Genomic DNA, 18899 nt, shown 5'->3' with positions numbered 1-18899 from the left:
TTTTGGTTGAAAAACCACGACGCATACATTCACATCGTCGGCGCTCGTCTGAAGAATCTTGCTTTTTGTTACTGATGGGCCGTATATTGTGGACACAGTTTAATCAGGAATCATGACGACAATGGCACCAGATAATGCTGATATGAAAATCATGGTGATCGACGACAGCAGCACGATTCGTCGGTCGGCAGAGATTTTTCTGGGCCAGGCCGGCTACAAGGTTGTACTCGCGGACGACGGCTTTGATGCCCTCGCCAAAATGAACGACCATAAGCCGGCGCTGATCTTCTGCGACATCCTGATGCCGCGTCTCGATGGTTACCAGACCTGCGCGCTGATCAAGAAAAGCGCCAAATTTCATTCCACGCCGGTGGTCATGCTGTCGTCCAAGGACGGCCTGTTTGACCGGGCGCGTGGTGCCATGGTGGGTTCCGATGCCTACCTGACCAAGCCGTTTACCAAGGACAGCCTGCTAAAGACCGTGCGCGAATACACGGCGGCGGAAGCCCTTGCAAAATAATTTCGATTCAAAGGTTTTAGATGGCCATTCAGAAAATCCTTATCGTTGACGATTCCCCGACCGAACGCTATTTCCTTACCGATATCCTCGTCAAGAAAGGCTACTCCGTTTCCACCGCGGAAAACGGCGAAGAAGCGCTGCAGAAAATCAAGGCGGACAAACCGCAACTGATCCTGATGGATATCGTGATGCCGGGCCAGAACGGCTTCCAGGTTACGCGCGCCATCACCCGCGATCCGGAAACGCAGGACGTGCCTATCATCATCTGCACCAGCAAGGGCCAGGAAACCGATCGTATCTGGGGCCTGCGCCAGGGAGCGCGCGACTACATCGTCAAGCCGGTCGATCCGGCCGAGCTGCTCTCCAAGATCGCGGCGCTCGGATAACACGCCAGCTGACCATGAGCCAGCCTTCGTCGGATTCTCAAGCTCTCCAGAAGCCGGAGATCACCACGCGGCGTACTCGTCTGCGGGAGTTCCAGGCGCAATTGGTCGAGCGCATGCACACCGCGCGCAGCGAAGGCGCGCATGCTAATCTGCTCGGCGTGATGATGGGCGACAGCCGCTGGCTGCTTGATTTGCAGTCAGCCGGCGAAATCGTGCCGATCGGCACGATCACACAAGTTCCGCTGACCCAGCCGTGGTTTCTCGGATTGACCAACATCCGCGGCAACCTGATCAGCGTCATCGATTTTCCCTGCTTCGAAGGCGGCCGTTCCACTACGGTGGACAAGGACAGCCGCATCGTCGCCTTCGGTTCCGCACTGTCGTTCAACAGCGGCCTGTTGGTGTCGCGCGTGCTCGGTCTGCGCAATGTCGACGACATGCAGCCGTATGACGGCGACGACAATAACGGAGGTGGGGAGAAGCCGGCATGGGCCGGTCGGCGCTATCTGGATCGGGATTCACAGGTATGGACGGAACTCGATCTTTCCTCGGTCATTCAACATCCCAGGTTTCTGCAGGTCGGTCTGTAACACACAGCGACCATCGATGAACCCGGACGCATTATAAAAACAGAGTCAGGAGAATCAGTATGGCGTTTAAATTACCGCTCTTTTCGCGTAACGAAAAGGATGCAGCGGATCAGGGAGGCAACGCCAGCAACGACATTCAAGCCGTTGCACCGAATACGCAGGCGCGTGTGGAAGCTGCCGTCCGTACGATCAATCCGAACGCGACCTATATCGGTGACGTTCTGGAAAAAAGCGGCGACATCCGTCTTCCGCTGATCGGCAATCTTCCGCTGCAAACGCAGGTCCGTATCCTGCTCGCCGCGCTCGGCGGTTCGCTGATACTGAGTGCCGTATTCGTCTGGCTCAACGCCGATTACTCCGAACTGACTTCCACGCAGACCCAGATTGCCGGTGACGCGCTGATGCACTCGCAGCGTGTCGGTAAGGCGACGCCGAACGCGATTCAGGGTAACAAGGAAGCGTTCAAGCAACTGGCCGACAGCCGCAAGGAATTCAACAACGATCTGGCCGTGCTGTCCAAGGGCGGCGTCTATCGGGGCCGCAAGATCAGTCCGCCAGACGCGAAGATGGACGCGATGCTGAAGGAAACGCAGAAGTTGTGGACCGGTTCCGACAAGGCTGCTGCATCGATCCTGAAGCTGGAAAAGGAACTGACCGGTTTCGGCTCCACGCTGGAAGTCATGAACGGCATTTCGCCGAATCTGCTGGAACTGTCCGAACAGATCGCCAACCTGAAGGCGCAGGGCGGCGCGTCGCCGCGCGAGATCGCGGCAGCCGGTACGCTGGTGATGCTGACGCAGCGTCTGGCGCGTAGCGCGAACGAATTCCTGAGTTCCGAAGGTGTGGACCCGGAAACCGCCTTCCTGTTGGGCAAGGACACCAATACTTTCCGCGAAATCACCGATGGCTTCCTGAACGGTAGCGAATCGCTGCGTCTGTCGAAGACGACCGAACCGGATACGCGCGACAAGTTGCTGGAACTGCAAACGGCTTTCGGCGAATACCAGAAATCGATTGCGCAGATTCTCGGCAACCTGCAGAACTTCATTGCGGCAAAACAGGCCGAGGAACTGATCTTCAAGGAAAACGAGGCATTGAAGCAGCGTCTGTCCGACGTGCAGCAGGCCTATCGTACCGAACAGGATTCGCTGACGCTGCCGTTCTGGCTGATGCTGGCTAGCGTGCTGGCTGCGCTGTTGTCCGCGGCGGGCATTGCACTGGTTCTGCTGCAGGACAGCCGCAACAGGACGAAGGAAGCGGATGCGCGACGGATGGAAGCGGAAGGCCAGCGTCTGGAAGCGCAACGCCAGGAAGAAGAAGCCAAGAAGGCAAACGATCAGAACCAGGCCGCAATTCTGCGCCTGATGAACGAACTGCAGGAAGTGGCAGACGGTGACTTGACCGTGCAGGCGACGGTGTCGGAAGACGTCACCGGCGCGATCGCCGACTCGGTCAACTACACGGTGGAAGAACTGCGCGGCCTGGTCGGACGCGTGACGCGTACTGCGGAACAGGTGACCTCGGCATCCAATCAGGCGCAGAACATTTCCACCGAACTGCTGGAAGCATCGCAGAAGCAATCGCGGGACATTCAGGAAACCGGTCAGGCGGTGCTCAGCATGGCGACGCAGATTACCGACGTTTCCAAATCGGCCAACGAATCCGCTGCGGTTGCAAGGCAGTCGGTGACGGCGGCGGAACAGGGCGCGCGCGCGGTGGAAAACGCGATCAAGGGCATGAACGAGATTCGTGAACAGATCCAGGAAACCTCGAAACGAATCAAGCGTCTCGGCGAATCGTCGCAGGAGATTGGCGAGATCACCGAACTGATTTCCGACATTACCGAACAGACCAACGTGCTGGCACTGAACGCGGCAATTCAGGCAGCATCGGCCGGCGAAGCAGGGCGCGGTTTCTCGGTGGTTGCGGAAGAGGTGCAGCGTCTGGCGGAACGCTCCGGCGAAGCGACGAAGCAGATCGGCGCACTGGTGCGCACCATTCAGACCGATACGCACGATGCGGTCGCCGCTATGGAAAAGTCGACGCAGGGTGTGGTCGAAGGTGCGAAGCTGTCCGATGCGGCCGGTGCCGCACTGGCCGATATCCGCCGCGTGTCGAATCGTCTGGCGGAGCTGATTCAAAGCATTTCGTCGGCCACCGAACAGCAGGCGACATCGGCCAACGGCGTGGCGCAGAACATTCAGGGCATTCTGAACATTACCGAGCAGACGCAGCAAGGTACGCAACAGACCGCGCACTCGATTCGCGAACTGTCGAAACTGGCCGAAGAGCTGAAGAACTCGGTGTCGCGTTTCCGCGTCACGGCCTAAGTCGGTCAGGCGCCATTCAGAAGTTTGTTTGCAGGCCTGTCGACGGCAGGTCTAACAGCAATCGAAGCAGCCGATCGCTGATCGGCTGCTTCCGCACCGCGAGGCAGTCATGCATACCCCTTCCTCTCCCGCGTCGCAAGGCGGCAGGGATAACTTCGATACCGGTCCGCTGTCCTGGGTCATCGGTGAAATCCGCGAAGCGCTGACACGCTCCCGGGTAGCACTCGGTGAAGCACTGGTGCAGCCGGATGCCGAGACCCGTTCGACTACGCTGCGTCATGCCAAAGCTTATCTGCATCAGGCACATGGCGCTTTGCAGATCGTCGATGTCGACGGCGTCGTCATCATCACCGAAACGGTGGAAGACTTGTTCGACCGATTCGAAACCGGTCAGCTCGAACTTTCTGACGACAGCGTGCAGGCGATCGGCCATGCCTATCAGGCGCTGATCGAATATCTGGAGGAATTGCTGGCCGGCTTGCCGCATCAGCCGGTGCGCCTGTTCCCTTACTATCGTGCGTTGCTGCAGGTGCGCGGCGCGGAACGCATTCATCCGGCTGATCTGTTCTTCCCGAATCTGGCGATTCGCCCGCAATTGCCGCCGGGCACGCAACTTCTGGCGCGCGACGAATACGTCGCACTGCGCAAACGCTTCGAACGTGCATTGCTGCTGTTCCTGAAAGGTGGTGACGGTACTCTGGCCAGTGCAGCCGCGATGCGCGACATCGTGCAGCGCATCGAATATGCGCAGGTGACACCGCAGGTACACAGCTTCTGGTGGGTCATGCACGGCTTTGCTGATGCGGTGGCGGCGGGGCAGGTACCGGTCGAGCTGTATGTCAAACAGTTGTTCGCTCGTATCAATTTGCAGATTCGTCGCCTGAGCGAAGGCTCGTCCAGTATCGCGGAACGTCTGCTGCGTGACGCATTGTTCTTCATTGCGCGTGTCGAGCAACCGTCTGCATTGGCGCAGCAGATTCGCGCTGCCTATCAGCTGGACGGTGCAGTGCCGTCCGACTATGAAAAGAAACGCTACGGACAGGTCGATGCGCAATCGCTGACGACGGCCAAGGAAAAACTGTCGCAGGCGAAGAATCTGTGGAACCGTATCGCCGGCGGTGATGCCAGCGTGGCGCAGGCGTTCGAGAAGGAAATGGCGGCGCTGGCCGATGCCAGCAACAGGCTCAATGCGCCGTCGCTGGCGAAACTGTTGCGCGAACTGAGCGGTATTGCGCGCCACGCTGCGCATTCCCGGCCGGGCGACAGCCTGAGTCTGGAAATCGCGACCAGTCTGCTGTTCGTCGAAAATGCCCTGCAGCAGATCGGTCATCTGTCCGACGATTTTGCCGAGCGGGCCGATGCGTTGACGACGCGCCTGCTGTCCGCCGTTGCCGGCGAACCTGTCGCGCAATCGGCGCAATGGCTGGACGACATGTCGCGCGAGGCGCAGCAGCGTCAGACGATGACTGCTCTGTCGAGTGAACTGCAATCCAGCTTGCGGCAGGTCGAGAAGCTGCTGGACGAGTATTTCCGCGATCCGCAGCAGCGCGATGGCCTGGCCGATATCGACAGTGTCCTGTATCAGATCAGCGGCGCGTTGTCCGTGCTCGATCAGCAGGATGCAGTACGTGCCGTGCAGCATACGCAGCAGGCCGTGCGGCGTTTTATCGATGCGACCGAACTGCCCGACGTGAAGGAATTCGAGCAGGTGGCGCAGAACGTCGGCGCGCTGAGTTTCTTCATCGAGACGTTGCAACTGCACCCCGATGCGGCAAAAAGCCGTTTTTCATTCGATGAAGGGAGTGGCATCTTTCGTGCCAGTCTTACCGAACGTAACGACATTCCCGAAGACGGACTGAACGTCGATGTTCCGCAGATGCCGTCGGCCGATGTCGACGAAGCGTCGCTGCCGACCGTCGAGGCAGAACTGGCCTATCACCAGAAGCAGTCGGAAGAGCTGGCAATGTCGCTGATGGACGAGCCGACCAATCCGCTGTTGCAGGAACAACTGAAAGAATCGCTGGAACAGGTGCGACTGGATGCGACGCTGGTCGACAATCCGGAAGCGAACGATCGTGCACGCGCCGTGATCGATATGCTGGAAGCGCCCGATTTCGTGCCGTCGCCGCAGGCAATGGAAGACATTGCATTGGCGACTGGCGCACAGGTCAGATCCACGGAGCCGGAGATGTTCGGAACACCGGAGATGCCACAATCCGCAGCGCCTGTTTCGGAAGAGGCGATCGATGCCGAGTTGCTGGAAATCTTCCTCGGCGAAGCGGTCGAGGTGCTCGACTGCGTACGGCAGACGTTGCCGATGTCGCGCAACGCGCCACACAACCAGGAATATCTGACGACGCTGCGCCGCTCTTTCCATACATTGAAAGGCAGCGGCCGCATGGTGGGCCTGATCGCGCTGGGCGAAGCGGCATGGAGCATCGAACAGGTATTGAACCTGCGCCTGTCCGAAACGCGGGGCGGCGATGCCGATCTCTATGCGTTGCTGGAAAAGGCGGCCGACGTGCTGGAAGCTTGGGTCGATGATTTGAATACGAAGGGCAATTCGGAGCGCACTGGCCTGGCGCTGATTGCCGCGGCGGAAGGTGTGAAGAATGGCGAGCCGTTCCGCTATGACGAAAGTGCTCAGGTAGCTGCGGCTGTTGAAGAAATTGAGGCGCTCGATGCATCTGTCGGAGTTCAATCAGAAGCACAGGCCACGACACCATCCGAATCGTCGCTGATCGACAACCCCGAAGAGGAAGTGCCGGCCGCCGTGGCCGAAGCGGAAGAGGTGGAATTGAGCGACGAGGAACTTGCACAATTCCACCGTGCCGATGGCGAACCCTCGTCGGCGGAGGAAATCCCGGCCGCTGAACTGGAGGCACCTGCGGAAGCGGTTGCCGCGCCGGTTGCCGACGTCATCGACTTCCCGGGCAAGCCGGCACCGGCAGCGCGGGCCGACGACAACATCAAGCGCGTCGGCGATCTGGAAATCAGCCTCCCTCTGCACAACATCTATCTGGCGGAAACGGACGAGCTGGTGCGTCTGCTGTCACAGGATTTTGCCGAATGGCGCCATGAATCCGATCGACATGTCAGCGTGCAGGCCGTACACGCGGCGCATTCGCTGGCCGGCAGTTCCGCTACCGTCGGGTTCAAGCCGTTGCACCAGATCGCCTATGCGCTTGAAATGGTGTTGCAGTATCTGGCGCGCAAACCGGTCAAGCTGCTGCTGAGCGAATACGACACGCTGGAGCAGGCGGTCGAGCGCATCCGTTACATGCTGCAGATGTTCGCGCTGGGAGAAATGCCGGCCGAGGAACCGGATCAGGTGAAGATGCTGGAAAGCATGCCGGAAGATCTGGAAGCGCGCGCCGTGGCACGCAAGACGATGCCGGCTGCATCCATCGAAGTGCCGGTGGCTTTTGATCCGGCTGCAGGCATGACGGCAAGTATGGAAGAGTCGGCACCGGAACACGCACCTTTCGAGGAGCCGGTCTATCCACGTCATGGCGAGGAACTGGCCGATCCGGCATTGGCGATCAAGGATGAACTGGATGCCGACCTGCTGGCCGTCTTCATCGAGGAAGGGCAGGACATGCTGCCGCAGATGGGGCAGATGCTGCGCGCATGGCAACAGAATCCGTCGGACGCATCGTTGCCGCAAGGCGTGCTGCGCACGCTGCATACCATCAAGGGCAGTGCGCGCATGGCCGGTGCGATGACGCTGGGTCAGCATTTGCACGAGATGGAAACGCGTATCGAGAACATCACGCATGCGGGCCATCCTTCGGCGCTGGTACTCGACGATCTGCTGGCGCGTTACGACCACGGCCTGTATCTGTTCGAAAAGCTGCTGGCGCCGGATGCGGTTGAACAGTCGGCTTCAGAATCGGCTTCACATTCGGCATTGCAATCGCCAGCGCAATCGTTTGCAGGTAATAACGAGACAGTACAGACCGCGGCAGCAACCACCGAAACCGCGTTCGAATCCGTACCAGTGGTATCCAGCCTGATGCCGACGGCGGAGCGATCTACCGTACCTTCCGTCCCGGCAGACGCCAACACGCGCTCGCTGGCGGCGCCGTCTTCGACACCGCTGGTGCGGGTGCGCGCCGACATCCTCGATCGTCTGGTTAACCAGGCCGGTGAAGTATCGATCTCGCGTTCCAAGCTGGAAACCGAAGTTGGCACATTGAAGCAGTCGCTGGGCGAATTGTCGGAAAACGTGACGCGCCTGCGCGATCAGTTGCGCGAAATCGAGATGCAGGCCGAATCGCAGATCAGCTCGCATATGGGCAGCTCTGCCGACCGCGAATTCGATCCGCTGGAATTCGACCGCTTCACGCGTCTGCAGGAACTGACGCGCATGATGGCTGAAAGCGTCAGCGACGTCGGCACCGTGCAGCAGAACCTGAACCGTACGCTCGACAGCGCGACCACCGATCTGTCGGTGCAGGCACGGCTCACGCGCGATTTGCAGCAGGACCTGATGCGCGTGCGCATGGTGCAGTTCGCCAGCATCTCCGAACGGCTGTTCCGCGTGACGCGCCAAGCGGCAAAGGAAATGGACAAGCGCGTCAACCTCGATATTCGCGGCAGTGCGGTGGAGATCGATCGCAGCGTGCTGGAGAAGATGGCCGGCCCGTTCGAACATCTGCTGCGCAATGCGATCGTGCATGGCATCGAATCGCGCGAGCGGCGTCTGGCTGCCGGCAAGAGCGAAACCGGCGAACTGCTGGTGGAAATCCGTCAGGAAGGCAACGAAGTCGTCATTCATTTCTCCGACGATGGCCAGGGATTGAATCTGGAAGGCATACGCCGCAAGGCAATCGCGAACGGTCTGTTGACGAACGATGTGGAAGTGTCCGATGCCGAAGTCACCGATCTGATTTTCCATCCGGGCTTCTCGACGGCGGAACAAATTACCGAACTGGCTGGCCGCGGCGTTGGCATGGACGTGGTGCGTTCCGAAGCGGCATCGCTGGGGGGGCGCGTGTCGACCGTATCGGAACCGGGCAAGGGTGCGCAGTTCACGATTCACCTGCCGCTGACGCTGGCGGTGACGCAGGTCGTGCTGCTGTCCACCGGTGGCAAGACCTATGCGGTGCCGTCGGTGCTAGTCGAACAGGTGCAGCAGCTGAAGACCGGTGCGCTGGCAGCGGCCTACAACGAAAGTGCCGTGATGTGGCAATCGCAGCGTGTGCCCATGCATTATCTGTCGGCTCTGTTGGGTGACCGTGACGCGACGCCGGTCACGCAACATTATTCTCCGCTGCTGATTCTGAAGAGCGGCAACGATCGCGTGGCCCTGCACGTCGACGAAGTGATCGGCAACCGCGAAGTCGTCGTCAAGAACATCGGCCCGCAGCTGTCGCGGATGATCGGCATTGCCGGTGCGACCGTGCTCGGTTCGGGCGAGATCGTGCTGATCCTGAATCCGGTACCGCTGGCGCAGCGTGTGGCACAGGAAAACATTCGCGCGCCGCGCCTGACGCCGTCCGATGCGCCGGACAACATGGGCGCGGTGGCGGAAATGGCCTCGCCTGGACGGGCGGAGCGGCATGCCGCTCCGGTACAGGGTTTGCGCACGCAACCGATCGTGATGGTGGTCGACGATTCGCTGACCGTGCGCCGCGTCACGCAGCGTCTGTTGACTCGTGAAGGCTATCAGGTCGTGCTGGCGAAGGATGGTGTCGATGCGCTCGAACATCTGCAATCGATCACGCCGGACGTGATGCTGGTGGATATCGAAATGCCGCGCATGGACGGTTTCGATCTGACGCGTAACGTGCGCGACGACGAGCGTACCCGCGACATTCCGATCATCATGATCACATCGCGCACGGCGGCCAAGCATCGCAATTACGCGATGGAGCTGGGCGTCAACGAGTATTTGGGCAAGCCCTATCAGGAAGATGCATTGCTGGCGCTGGTAGCGGGTTTTGCTGGCAAGGCGGCTATGGTCGAGCGTTAGGCTGAGCTGGCCATTTCCCTGAAAAATCCCGCAAGCGTTGCGGGATTTTTTATGCGGGTGGCGGTGCGTTAATGTACCGGTGCACGTCGCGCGATCAGGAAGAAACCTTTTTGACGATGCCGTAGCGTTGCAGCGTACGTGCGCGTGCTTCCTCGTGCGACACGATCGGCTCCGGATAGTCCCGGCCTAGCACGATGCCGGCGTCTTCCAGTCCGGTTGCGGGGAGCTTCCATGGCGCATGGATATGCTTGTTTGACAGCCTGTCCAACTGCGGCAGATAGCGGCGGATGAACTTGCCGTCGGGATCGAACTTCTCCGATTGCGTGACCGGGTTGAAGATGCGGAAATAGGGTTGCGCATCGCAACCGGTCGAAGCCGCCCATTGCCAGCCGCCATTGTTCGCGGACAGGTCGTAATCGTTCAGCTTTTCGGCGAAATAGCGTTCGCCACGCCGCCAGTCGATGCCGAGATCCTTGACGAGAAAGGACGCCGTTACCATGCGCAGGCGGTTGTGCATGTAACCGGTTTGATTGATCTGTGCCATTGCCGCATCGACCAGCGGATAGCCGGTGCGGCCGGCACACCAGGCATCGAACAGGCGATCCGCATGCGCGCCTTTTTCCCAGGCGACGGCATCGTATTCGGGCTTGAAGCTGCGGTCGACGACATGCGGATGACGGGCAAGGATCATGAAATAGAAATCCCGCCAGATCAGTTCGTTCAGCCACGTCGCTGCGCCGCTGCCGCCCTGGCCGGTACGCATGGCCTCGATTGCATAGCGGACTAGGCCGCGAATCGACACCGTGCCGAATCGCAGGTGAACGGACAGATAGGACGGGCCTTTCACAGCCGGGAAGTCGCGCGTCCGGTCGTATTGCGGCAGACGTTCCGCAAAATCCGCGAACAGCCGTTGCGCGCCGGACATACCGATCGGCAGTTGCAGTTCCTTCAGATTGGTTGTGCTGAAACCGAGGTCGGCCAGAGTCGGCAAGCGCGCATGACGGCTTTGCGCGGGATTGGCAAAATGCGCGGCGAAGGAATCGATGTCGTACGATTGCAGAATGTCGGTGCCGGCTTGCAGCTTTTTCATCCACGCATTCCGGTACGGTGTGAAAACCGAAAACGGTGTGCCGGATTGCGTCAGTATTTCGCCTCCTTCGAAAACGACCTGATCTTTGAGGCGATGCAGAATGCGTCCGCCTTCGGCCAGTTTTTGCGCCACGTCGTCGTCGCGGGCGATCGCGGCGGGTTCGTAGTCGCGGTTGACGAAGACGGCATCGGCTTGCAATTCCTCGGCCAGCGCCGGAATGGCGGTGCGCGCATCGTCGTGCAAGACCAGCAGCCCGCCGCCGAGCTGGCGCAGGCTGGCGTCGAGTTCGGCGACGCTGTCGCGGATGAATTCGATACGGCGGTCGGCGCGTGGCAGTTCGGCGATGATGGCACGGTCGAAAACGAAGACGCAAAAGACCCGACGACTTGTCGCCAGCGCATGGTGCAGGGCGGCATGGTCGAAGCTGCGCAGGTCGCGCCGGAACCAGACCAGGGCGGTATCGGAACGGGAAAAACGGGACATCGATATTGCCATGTTGTCCATCAGAGGAATTGCCGCCACTATGCCGTAAAACCGCGCCGGCATGCGTCCGGCGGCGAAAAAAAACCGGCGAAAACGGCGGGGCAAAACTGTTAAAATAGCGGCCATGTCGAAGCAACGTAAGACCAGCAACCCTGCCAGCGATCCCGGCTCTCCCTGGGATTCACTCGATTTTTCCTCCGCTTCCGATACTCCCCAACGCGACGAACTGAGCCTCGCCGATCATTTCCTGATCGCGATGCCGTCCATGCTCGACCCCGTATTTGGCGGTACCGTCGTCTATCTGTGCGAGCACAATGCCAACGGCGCGCTGGGTGTCATCATCAACAAGCCGACCGACATGACCGTCGAGACGCTGCTCAACCGCATCGATCTGAAACTCGAAATTACGGTGACGCAGATGGAAAGCAAGCCGGTGATGTTCGGCGGTCCGGTGCAGTCGGATCGCGGCTTCGTACTGCATGCGCCGATCGGCGATTTTTCGTCGACGCTGCCGGTGACCGACCAGATTGCGCTGACGACGTCCAAGGACGTGCTGGAAGCGGTAGCGACCGGGCGCGGCCCGGAACGCATGCTGGTCAGCCTGGGTTGCGCCGGCTGGGGCGCCGGCCAGCTGGAAGAAGAAATCACGCGCAACGGCTGGCTGACGGTACGCGCCGATCCCGGCATCCTGTTCGATCTGCCGCTGGAACAGCGTTTCGTCGCCGCGCTGAAGCTGCTGGGCATCGATCCGATGATGCTGAGCGGAGAGGCAGGGCATGCCTGACGGAGCGCGGCGCTAGTGGAAACCGTACTGGGTTTCGATTTCGGCTTGAAGCGCATCGGCGTGGCAGTAGGCAATACCCTGTTGAAGCAGGCGCAGCCGCTGACCGTCATCCATGCCGCCACCAACGACGAGAAATTCGCAACGATTGCCAACTTGATGCAGCAATGGAAGCCCGCCTTGTGCGTGGTCGGTCTGCCCTTGCATCCCGATGGCGCGGAGCACGAGATGACGGCGCGCTGCCGGCGTTTTGCGAACCAGTTGCATGGCCGTTTCGATGTGGAAACGGTACTGGTGGATGAGCGCTACTCATCCGCGGTGATTTCCCACCAACGCGGCGACACGATCGACGATCGGGCCGCCGCGATCATCCTGCAGCAATATTTCGATGGTATTTCGCAATGACACTACCGAATCCTGAACTCGACGCCGAAGCGCTGTACCAGTCGCTGGCAGCGCAGGTGAAAACCGCATTGGCCAAGGCCGAGAACGTTGGCATCGTCGGCATCCATTCCGGCGGCGCCTGGCTGGCCGAACGGCTGGCGATGGAGATGCAGCTGGGCGAACGCCTCGGCTTCATCGACGTTTCCTTCTATCGCGACGATTTCGCGGAAAAAGGTTTGCGCACCGACGTCAAGCCGACGCAGATTCCGTTCGACGTCGATGGCGCGACGATCCTGCTGGTCGACGACGTGCTGTACACCGGTCGCACCACGCGCGCGGCGATCAACGAACTGTTCGACTACGGGCGCCCGGCGCGCATCCTGCTGGCGGCGCTGGTCGATCGCGGCGAGCGCGAACTGCCGATCGCCGCCGATTTCGTCGCAACCACGATTTCCATACCGGACCGGCAGCAGCTGGTTCTGCAACGGGCCGAAGACGGCCGCTTATCCCTGACGGTGGACCATGCTTAATCCGCAATTGAACAAGAACGGCGAGCTGCAGCACCTGCTCACCATCGAAGGCCTGTCGAAGGCGCACATCCTGCACATCCTCGACACCGCGTCGTCGTTCGTCAGCATCGGCGACCGCGAGGTGAAGAAGGTGCCGCTGATGCGCGGCAAGAGCGTGTTCAACCTGTTCTTCGAGAATTCGACGCGCACGCGCACGACTTTCGAGATCGCATCCAAGCGCCTGTCGGCCGACGTGATCAACCTGAACATCGCGGCTTCCAGCTCGAGCAAGGGCGAATCGCTGCTGGATACGATCGACAACCTGTCGGCGATGCACGCGGACATGTTCGTCGTACGCCATGCGCAATCGGGCGCGCCTTACCTGATCGCCAAGCACCTGAACGACACGATGCAGCCGCACGTGCACGTGGTGAACGCCGGCGACGGCCGCCACGCGCATCCGACGCAAGGCCTGCTCGACATGTACACGATCCGCCACTACAAGAAGGATTTCAGCAACCTGAAGGTGGCCATCGTCGGCGACATCCTGCACAGCCGCGTCGCGCGTTCGGACATCCACGCACTGACCACGCTGGGCGTGCCGGAAGTGCGCGCGATCGGCCCGCGCACGCTGCTGCCTAGCGGTCTGGAGCAGATGGGCGTGCGCGTCTTCACCGACATCAACAAGGGTTTGAAGGACGTCGACGTCATCATCATGCTGCGCCTGCAAAACGAGCGCATGAGCGGCGCGCTGCTGCCGTCGGCGCAGGAATTCTTCAAGAGCTACGGCCTGACGACCGAGCGTCTGGCGCTGGCGAAACCGGATGCGATCGTCATGCACCCGGGGCCGATGAACCGCGGCGTCGAGATCGAATCGGCAGTGGCGGACGGTACGCAGGCCGTGATCCTGCCGCAGGTGACCTTCGGCATCGCGGTGCGCATGGCAGTGATGAGTATTCTGGCGGGAAATTAAAAGAGATGAAAATCCACATCAAGAACGGCCATCTGGTTGATCCGGCCAACGGCGTCGATGCCAAACAGGATCTGTACATTGCTGCCGGCAAGATCGTCGGCGTCGGCAGCGCGCCGGCCGACTTCACGGCGACCAAGACCATCGATGCGAGCGGCCTCGTCGTCGCACCGGGTCTGGTCGACCTGAGCGCGCGTCTGCGCGAGCCAGGTTACGAACACAAGGCGACGCTGGAATCCGAAATGCAGGCGGCAGTGCAGGGCGGCATCACCAGCCTGGTCTGTCCACCGGATACCGATCCGGTGCTGGATGAACCGGGCCTGGTCGAGATGCTCAAGCATCGCGCGCGGCTGCTGAACCAGGCGCACGTCTATCCGCTCGGTGCGCTGACGATGAAGTTGCAGGGCGAAGCGCTGACCGAGATGGCGGAACTGACCGACGCCGGTTGCATCGGCTTCTCGCAGGCCGATCATCCGATTCTGGATACCACGGTGCTGCTGCGCGCATTGCAGTATGCGAAGACCTTCGACTACACGGTATGGCTGCGTCCGCAGGACCCGCATCTGGGCCGCAACGGCGTTGCGCACAGCGGGCCGGTCGCTTCGCGTCTGGGTTTGTCCGGCGTGCCGGTAATGTCGGAAACGATCCCGCTGTATACGATCTTCGAACTGATGCGCGTGACGGGTGCTCGTGTTCACCTGTGCCGCATGTCGTCGGCTGCCGGTCTGGAACTGGTGCGCGCGGCGAAGAAGGAAGGCTTGCCGGTCACCTGCGACGTCGGTGCGCATCACGTGCATCTGACCGAGATCGACGTCGGCTTCTTCGATGCCAATGCACGCCTGACGCCGCCGTTGCGCGGCCAGCGCGACCGCGACGCTATTCGCGCCGCGCTGCTGGACGGCACCATCGATGCGATCTGCTCTGACCATACGCCGGTTGACGACGACGAGAAACTGCTGCCGTTCGGCGAAGCGTCGCCGGGCGCAACCGGACTTGAACTGCTGTTGTCGCTGGCGCTGAAGTGGGGCGAGGAATGCGCGGAGCCGAAGCAGGCATTGTCGCGTGCGATTGCCAAGGTCACCACCGATGCGGCGCGCATCATCGGTGCGCCGGCCGGCCAACTGGCAGTCGGTGCGATTGCCGATATCTGTGTATTCGATCCGGCGGCGCGCTGGACGGTGGCTGCGCCCGTGCTGGCAAGCCAGGGCAAGCACACGCCTTTCCTCGGCTATGAGCTGGCCGGCCAGGTGAAGGCGACGGTGGTGGCAGGTCATATCGCCTTCCAGCGCTGATTGCCCGGCATTGATCGTTCATCGATGAAGCCGACGGTTTTCGAGACGGTTTCCAGCCGGGCGGCGGCATGATCGCGTGGACTTTCCTGCGTGTGCTGCTGCACCTGCTGGCCGGATTGGCGACGTCCGCTTTCGTTTTTCCTTTCCTCGACGATGCCGGACGCGAGCGCCGCATCCGCCGTTGGTCGAAAGGCCTGCTGAACATTCTGCATATCAAGGTCGAGCTGCGCGCGCACAACGGCGCGCAGTTGCAAGGACGAGAACTGATCGTCGCCAATCATGTCTCGTGGCTGGATATCTTCGTCATCAATTCGCAGCAGCCTTGCCGTTTTGTCGCAAAAGCGGATATCCGCAACTGGCCGGTGCTGGGATGGCTGTGCGCAAAGTCCGGCACCATCTTCATCGCGCGCGGCAAGCAGCGCGAGATCCGGCGCGTCTACGAAGGGCTGGTGACCAGCCTGCGCAAGGGCGAGCGCATCGCCTTCTTCCCCGAAGGGACGACCGCGGCGCAGGGCACGCTATTGCCTTTCCATCCGAATCTGTTCGAAGCCGCGATCGAGGCGCAGGTGCCGGTGCAGCCGGTCGCCTTGCGTTATGTCGATGCGGAAGGAAATCTGCATCCTGCCGCCGATTTCGTCGGCGACATGACCTTCGTCGGCAGTCTGCTGACGATCATGCGTTCATCGCCTATGCACGTGCAGTTGATGCCACTGGCGGAGATCAATTCAGATGGCGCGCACCGGCGCGAATTGTCACTGGCGGCGCATCGCGCGATCGGCGTCCGACTCGGTTACGTGAAAGAAGCCGAACGCGCTGCCTGATTCCAGACAGGTTAGCGTTTGCCCGGCTGTTGGTGCTGCGGGCAATCGACCTGAACGACGGAACGATCCTGCAGATTGACGGCCGTCAGCTTGCCGCCCCATACGCAGCCGGTATCCAGCCCGACCAGATTCGGGCGCAGCGTCAATCCCAATGTCGACCAGTGGCCGAACACGATGGTGGCGTCCTCGGTCTGCCGATTGGGCACGTCGAACCATGGCTGCAATCCGGGTGGTGCATCGGCCAGGCTTTCCGAGACTTTCAGTTCCATGCTGGTATCGGCGCGGCAGTAGCGTATGCGCGTCAATGCGTTGACAATGCAGCGCAGCCGATCCGCACCTTGCAGTGCGTCGTCCCAGCGGTCCGGCATGTTGCCGTACATCGTTTTCAGGAATTCTTTCCAGTCTGCGCTACGCAGTGCGGCTTGTACTTCCTGCGCGAGGGAAAGCGTCTGTTGCATGTTCCATTGCGGCAGCACGCCGGCATGCACGCACAGGCAGCCGTCGGCTTCCAGCGCCAGCGGCTGCTGCCGCAGCCAGTCGATCAATTCGTCGCGATCGTCTGCTGCGAGAATGTCGTCCAGCGTATCGGAAGCATGCGGCTGGCGCAGTCCGCAGAAAACGGCCAACAGGTTCAGATCGTGATTGCCAAGTACGACGCGCGCGCGGTTTCCCATCGATCGCACATGCCGCAGCGTCGCCAGCGATTGCGGACCACGATTGACGAGATCGCCGACGAAGACGAATTGCGCATCCGGCGACACGGCTTCGATTTTTTTCAACAGCGCGACAAATTGCGTGTGGCAACCTTGCAGGTCGCCGATGGCGTAGGTGGTCATGAAGAAGTTTCGGTCGGATGCGCCGCATGCGGCATAGTGCGCATTATAAAGAAGGCTAAAGAAGGCGCCTCTCGGCAAAGAGAAAGTGCCTTTCCGTAAAGCCTGCCGGCATCGCATGTAAAGCTTGCCATGGCTGAAACTTCCGTCGCCGTCGGCTGGTCATATTGGCGGCACACGATACGATGGCCTCTGCTTCTGTCGTGCAGTGAGTTGCACGGTTCGGCAGGAATTGAAGGCCAATACGAGCCATCGTCTTTCCCTGGAACAGTGGGTAAAGCGCAGAATGGCTGTTAAAGTATTTCCTTCCTGCATTTTTTGCATTCCATCGGGTCACGAATCGGATCGCTGCATGGATTGCGGTTTTGGTGAAATTCTCTGAAAGGTTCAAGGTTGCATATGGCGGCTCTCACGCAAGGCATCTTCAAGGCTTATGACATTCGCGGCATCGTCGGCAAGACGCTGGATGCCGGCATCGCGCGCGACATCGGACGGGCCTTCGGCAGCGCGGCGCGCGACAAGGGCGAAACCACAGTCGTGATCGGCCGTGACGGCCGCCTGTCCGGCCCCGAGCTGACGGCTGCGCTGGCCGAAGGCCTGCAGGCTGCCGGTGTCGACGTCATCGATCTGGGCGTGGTCGCCACGCCGGTGCTGTATTTCGCCACGCATGAACTGGATGCGCGTTCCGGCATCATGGTCACCGGCAGCCATAATCCGCCCGATTACAACGGTTTCAAGATGGTGCTGGCCGGCGAAGCGATCTATGGCGACGCAATCCAGGCGCTGCATCAGGCGATCGTCGACGGCAAACTGACCGAAGGCAAGGGCAGCTATCGCACGCACGACATTCGCGATGCCTATCTGAAGCGTATTACCGGCGACGTCAAGCTGGCGCGGCCGATGAAGGTTGCCGTCGATTGCGGCAATGGCGTGGCCGGCGCATTTGCCGGCGATCTGTATCGTGCGCTGGGTTGCGAAGTGATCGAACTGTTCTGCGACGTCGACGGCAATTTCCCCAATCACCATCCCGATCCCGCACATCCGGAAAACCTGCAGGATCTGATCAAGTGCTTGCGCGAAACCGATGCGGAAATTGGCCTCGCATTCGATGGCGATGGCGATCGTCTCGGCGTCGTCACGAAGGACGGCCAGATTATCTATCCGGACCGCCAACTGATGCTGTTCGTCAAGGATGTGCTGACGCGTCATCCAGGCGAACAGATTTTGTACGACGTCAAATGCACGCGCCATCTGTCGCCGTGGATCGAACAGTACGGCGGCAAGCCGGTGATGTGGAAGACCGGCCATTCGCTGGTCAAGGCTAAGATGCGCGAAACCGGTGCGCCGATCGGCGGCGAGATGAGCGGCCATATCTTCTTCAAGGATCGCTGGTACGGCTTCGACGACGGCCTGTATGCCGGCGCGCGCATGCTGGAACTGCTGAGCCGCGAGAAGGACCCGTCGGCCGTGCTGAATGCATTGCCGCAATCGACGTCCACGCCGGAGCTACAGCTGAAACTGGCGGAAGGCGAGAGCTTCCCGCTGATCGCCAAGCTGCAGAGCGAAGCCAAGTTCCCCGGCTCCGATCGCACGATCACGATCGACGGTCTGCGCGTCGAATATCCGGACGGCTTCGGCCTAGCGCGTTCGTCGAATACGACGCCGGTGATCGTCATGCGCTTCGAAGCGGAATCGCAACAGGCGCTGCAGCGCATCCAGGCGGAATTCAAGCGTGTGATTACCGCAGCAAAGCCGGATGCGGTGATGCCGTATTGAACGGCGCACACGTCGATTCGTTTAGACATAGCCGGCTTCATGCCGGCTGTTTTCATTTGTGCCGGCCGAAGAATTCGCCGTGACCGGTATCGGGCGACGCGGCATAATACGCGGCATGCGATGCTTCTTCCTTTCTCCTGACGCCGACTTTGTGCGC

Annotated in this window: 14 protein-coding genes; 12 read left to right on the top strand and 2 right to left on the bottom strand. The window is 60.6% G+C overall.

All coding sequences use genetic code 11. The features are described from left to right. Positions 1 to 112: 112 nt before the first annotated feature. The 5 genes from ACO1VH_RS04015 (at position 113) to ACO1VH_RS03995 (ending at position 9803) form a co-directional block, all read left to right on the top strand. Positions 113 to 520, top strand: coding sequence for a response regulator (locus ACO1VH_RS04015; RefSeq protein ID WP_486242645.1), 408 nt, complete (start codon positions 113 to 115; stop codon positions 518 to 520). A gap of 20 nt (positions 521 to 540) precedes the next feature. Beyond that, the gene (locus ACO1VH_RS04010) at positions 541 to 906 is read left to right on the top strand and encodes a response regulator transcription factor (protein WP_486242643.1); all 366 of its coding nucleotides are present in this window, start codon (positions 541 to 543) and stop codon (positions 904 to 906) included. 14 nt (positions 907 to 920) lie between these two features. Then, complete coding sequence (locus ACO1VH_RS04005; protein WP_486242642.1) at positions 921 to 1496, top strand: chemotaxis protein CheW; 576 nt, start codon at positions 921 to 923, stop codon at positions 1494 to 1496. Positions 1497 to 1555: 59 nt separating this feature from the next. Beyond that, the gene (locus ACO1VH_RS04000) at positions 1556 to 3826 is read left to right on the top strand and encodes a methyl-accepting chemotaxis protein (protein ID WP_486242640.1); all 2271 of its coding nucleotides are present in this window, start codon (positions 1556 to 1558) and stop codon (positions 3824 to 3826) included. Positions 3827 to 3935: 109 nt separating this feature from the next. Further along, positions 3936 to 9803, top strand: coding sequence for a hybrid sensor histidine kinase/response regulator (locus tag ACO1VH_RS03995; RefSeq protein WP_486242638.1), 5868 nt, complete (start codon positions 3936 to 3938; stop codon positions 9801 to 9803). A 94-nt stretch (positions 9804 to 9897) separates the two neighbouring features. Here the strand turns inward: ACO1VH_RS03995 and ACO1VH_RS03990 are convergent, their stop codons facing one another. Further along, complete coding sequence (locus ACO1VH_RS03990; RefSeq protein ID WP_486242636.1) at positions 9898 to 11376, bottom strand: cryptochrome/photolyase family protein; 1479 nt, start codon at positions 11374 to 11376, stop codon at positions 9898 to 9900. A gap of 124 nt (positions 11377 to 11500) precedes the next feature. Between ACO1VH_RS03990 and ACO1VH_RS03985 the strand changes: the two genes are divergently transcribed. The 6 genes from ACO1VH_RS03985 to ACO1VH_RS03960 all read left to right on the top strand — a co-directional run bounded on the left by ACO1VH_RS03985 (position 11501) and on the right by ACO1VH_RS03960 (position 16133). After that, the gene (locus ACO1VH_RS03985) at positions 11501 to 12160 is read left to right on the top strand and encodes a YqgE/AlgH family protein (protein WP_486242635.1); all 660 of its coding nucleotides are present in this window, start codon (positions 11501 to 11503) and stop codon (positions 12158 to 12160) included. A 15-nt stretch (positions 12161 to 12175) separates the two neighbouring features. Continuing rightward, positions 12176 to 12562 carry a Holliday junction resolvase RuvX gene (ruvX, locus tag ACO1VH_RS03980; RefSeq protein WP_486242633.1) on the top strand — a complete coding sequence of 129 codons (387 nt, stop codon included), beginning with the start codon at positions 12176 to 12178 and terminating at the stop codon, positions 12560 to 12562. Next, complete coding sequence (gene pyrR, locus ACO1VH_RS03975; protein WP_486242632.1) at positions 12559 to 13071, top strand: bifunctional pyr operon transcriptional regulator/uracil phosphoribosyltransferase PyrR; 513 nt, start codon at positions 12559 to 12561, stop codon at positions 13069 to 13071. The genes ruvX and pyrR overlap by 4 nt, the downstream gene beginning before the upstream one ends. Then, positions 13064 to 14023, top strand: a complete 960-nt coding sequence (locus tag ACO1VH_RS03970) for an aspartate carbamoyltransferase catalytic subunit (protein ID WP_486242630.1) — start codon at positions 13064 to 13066, stop codon at positions 14021 to 14023. The genes pyrR and ACO1VH_RS03970 overlap by 8 nt, the downstream gene beginning before the upstream one ends. Before the next feature lie 5 nt (positions 14024 to 14028). Continuing rightward, a complete protein-coding gene (locus ACO1VH_RS03965) occupies positions 14029 to 15312 on the top strand; it encodes a dihydroorotase (RefSeq protein ID WP_486242628.1) in 1284 nt (427 codons plus the stop codon). 68 nt (positions 15313 to 15380) lie between these two features. Further along, a complete protein-coding gene (locus ACO1VH_RS03960; protein ID WP_486242627.1) occupies positions 15381 to 16133 on the top strand; it encodes a lysophospholipid acyltransferase family protein in 753 nt (250 codons plus the stop codon). Positions 16134 to 16144: 11 nt separating this feature from the next. Here the strand turns inward: ACO1VH_RS03960 and ACO1VH_RS03955 are convergent, their stop codons facing one another. Beyond that, complete coding sequence (locus tag ACO1VH_RS03955) at positions 16145 to 16969, bottom strand: symmetrical bis(5'-nucleosyl)-tetraphosphatase (protein ID WP_486242625.1); 825 nt, start codon at positions 16967 to 16969, stop codon at positions 16145 to 16147. Between the two features lie 396 nt (positions 16970 to 17365). Here ACO1VH_RS03955 and ACO1VH_RS03950 point away from each other — a divergent pair, with 396 nt between their 5' ends. Next, positions 17366 to 18742 (top strand): phosphomannomutase/phosphoglucomutase, encoded by a 1377-nt coding sequence (locus ACO1VH_RS03950; protein ID WP_486242623.1) that lies wholly within the window; start codon positions 17366 to 17368, stop codon positions 18740 to 18742. The last annotated feature ends 157 nt before the right edge of the window (positions 18743 to 18899 follow it).

This window comes from Oxalicibacterium sp. (genome assembly GCF_057353965.1).
The sequence above is the reverse complement of the archived record's forward strand: the minus strand, read 5'-3'. Positions and strand labels throughout refer to the sequence as shown.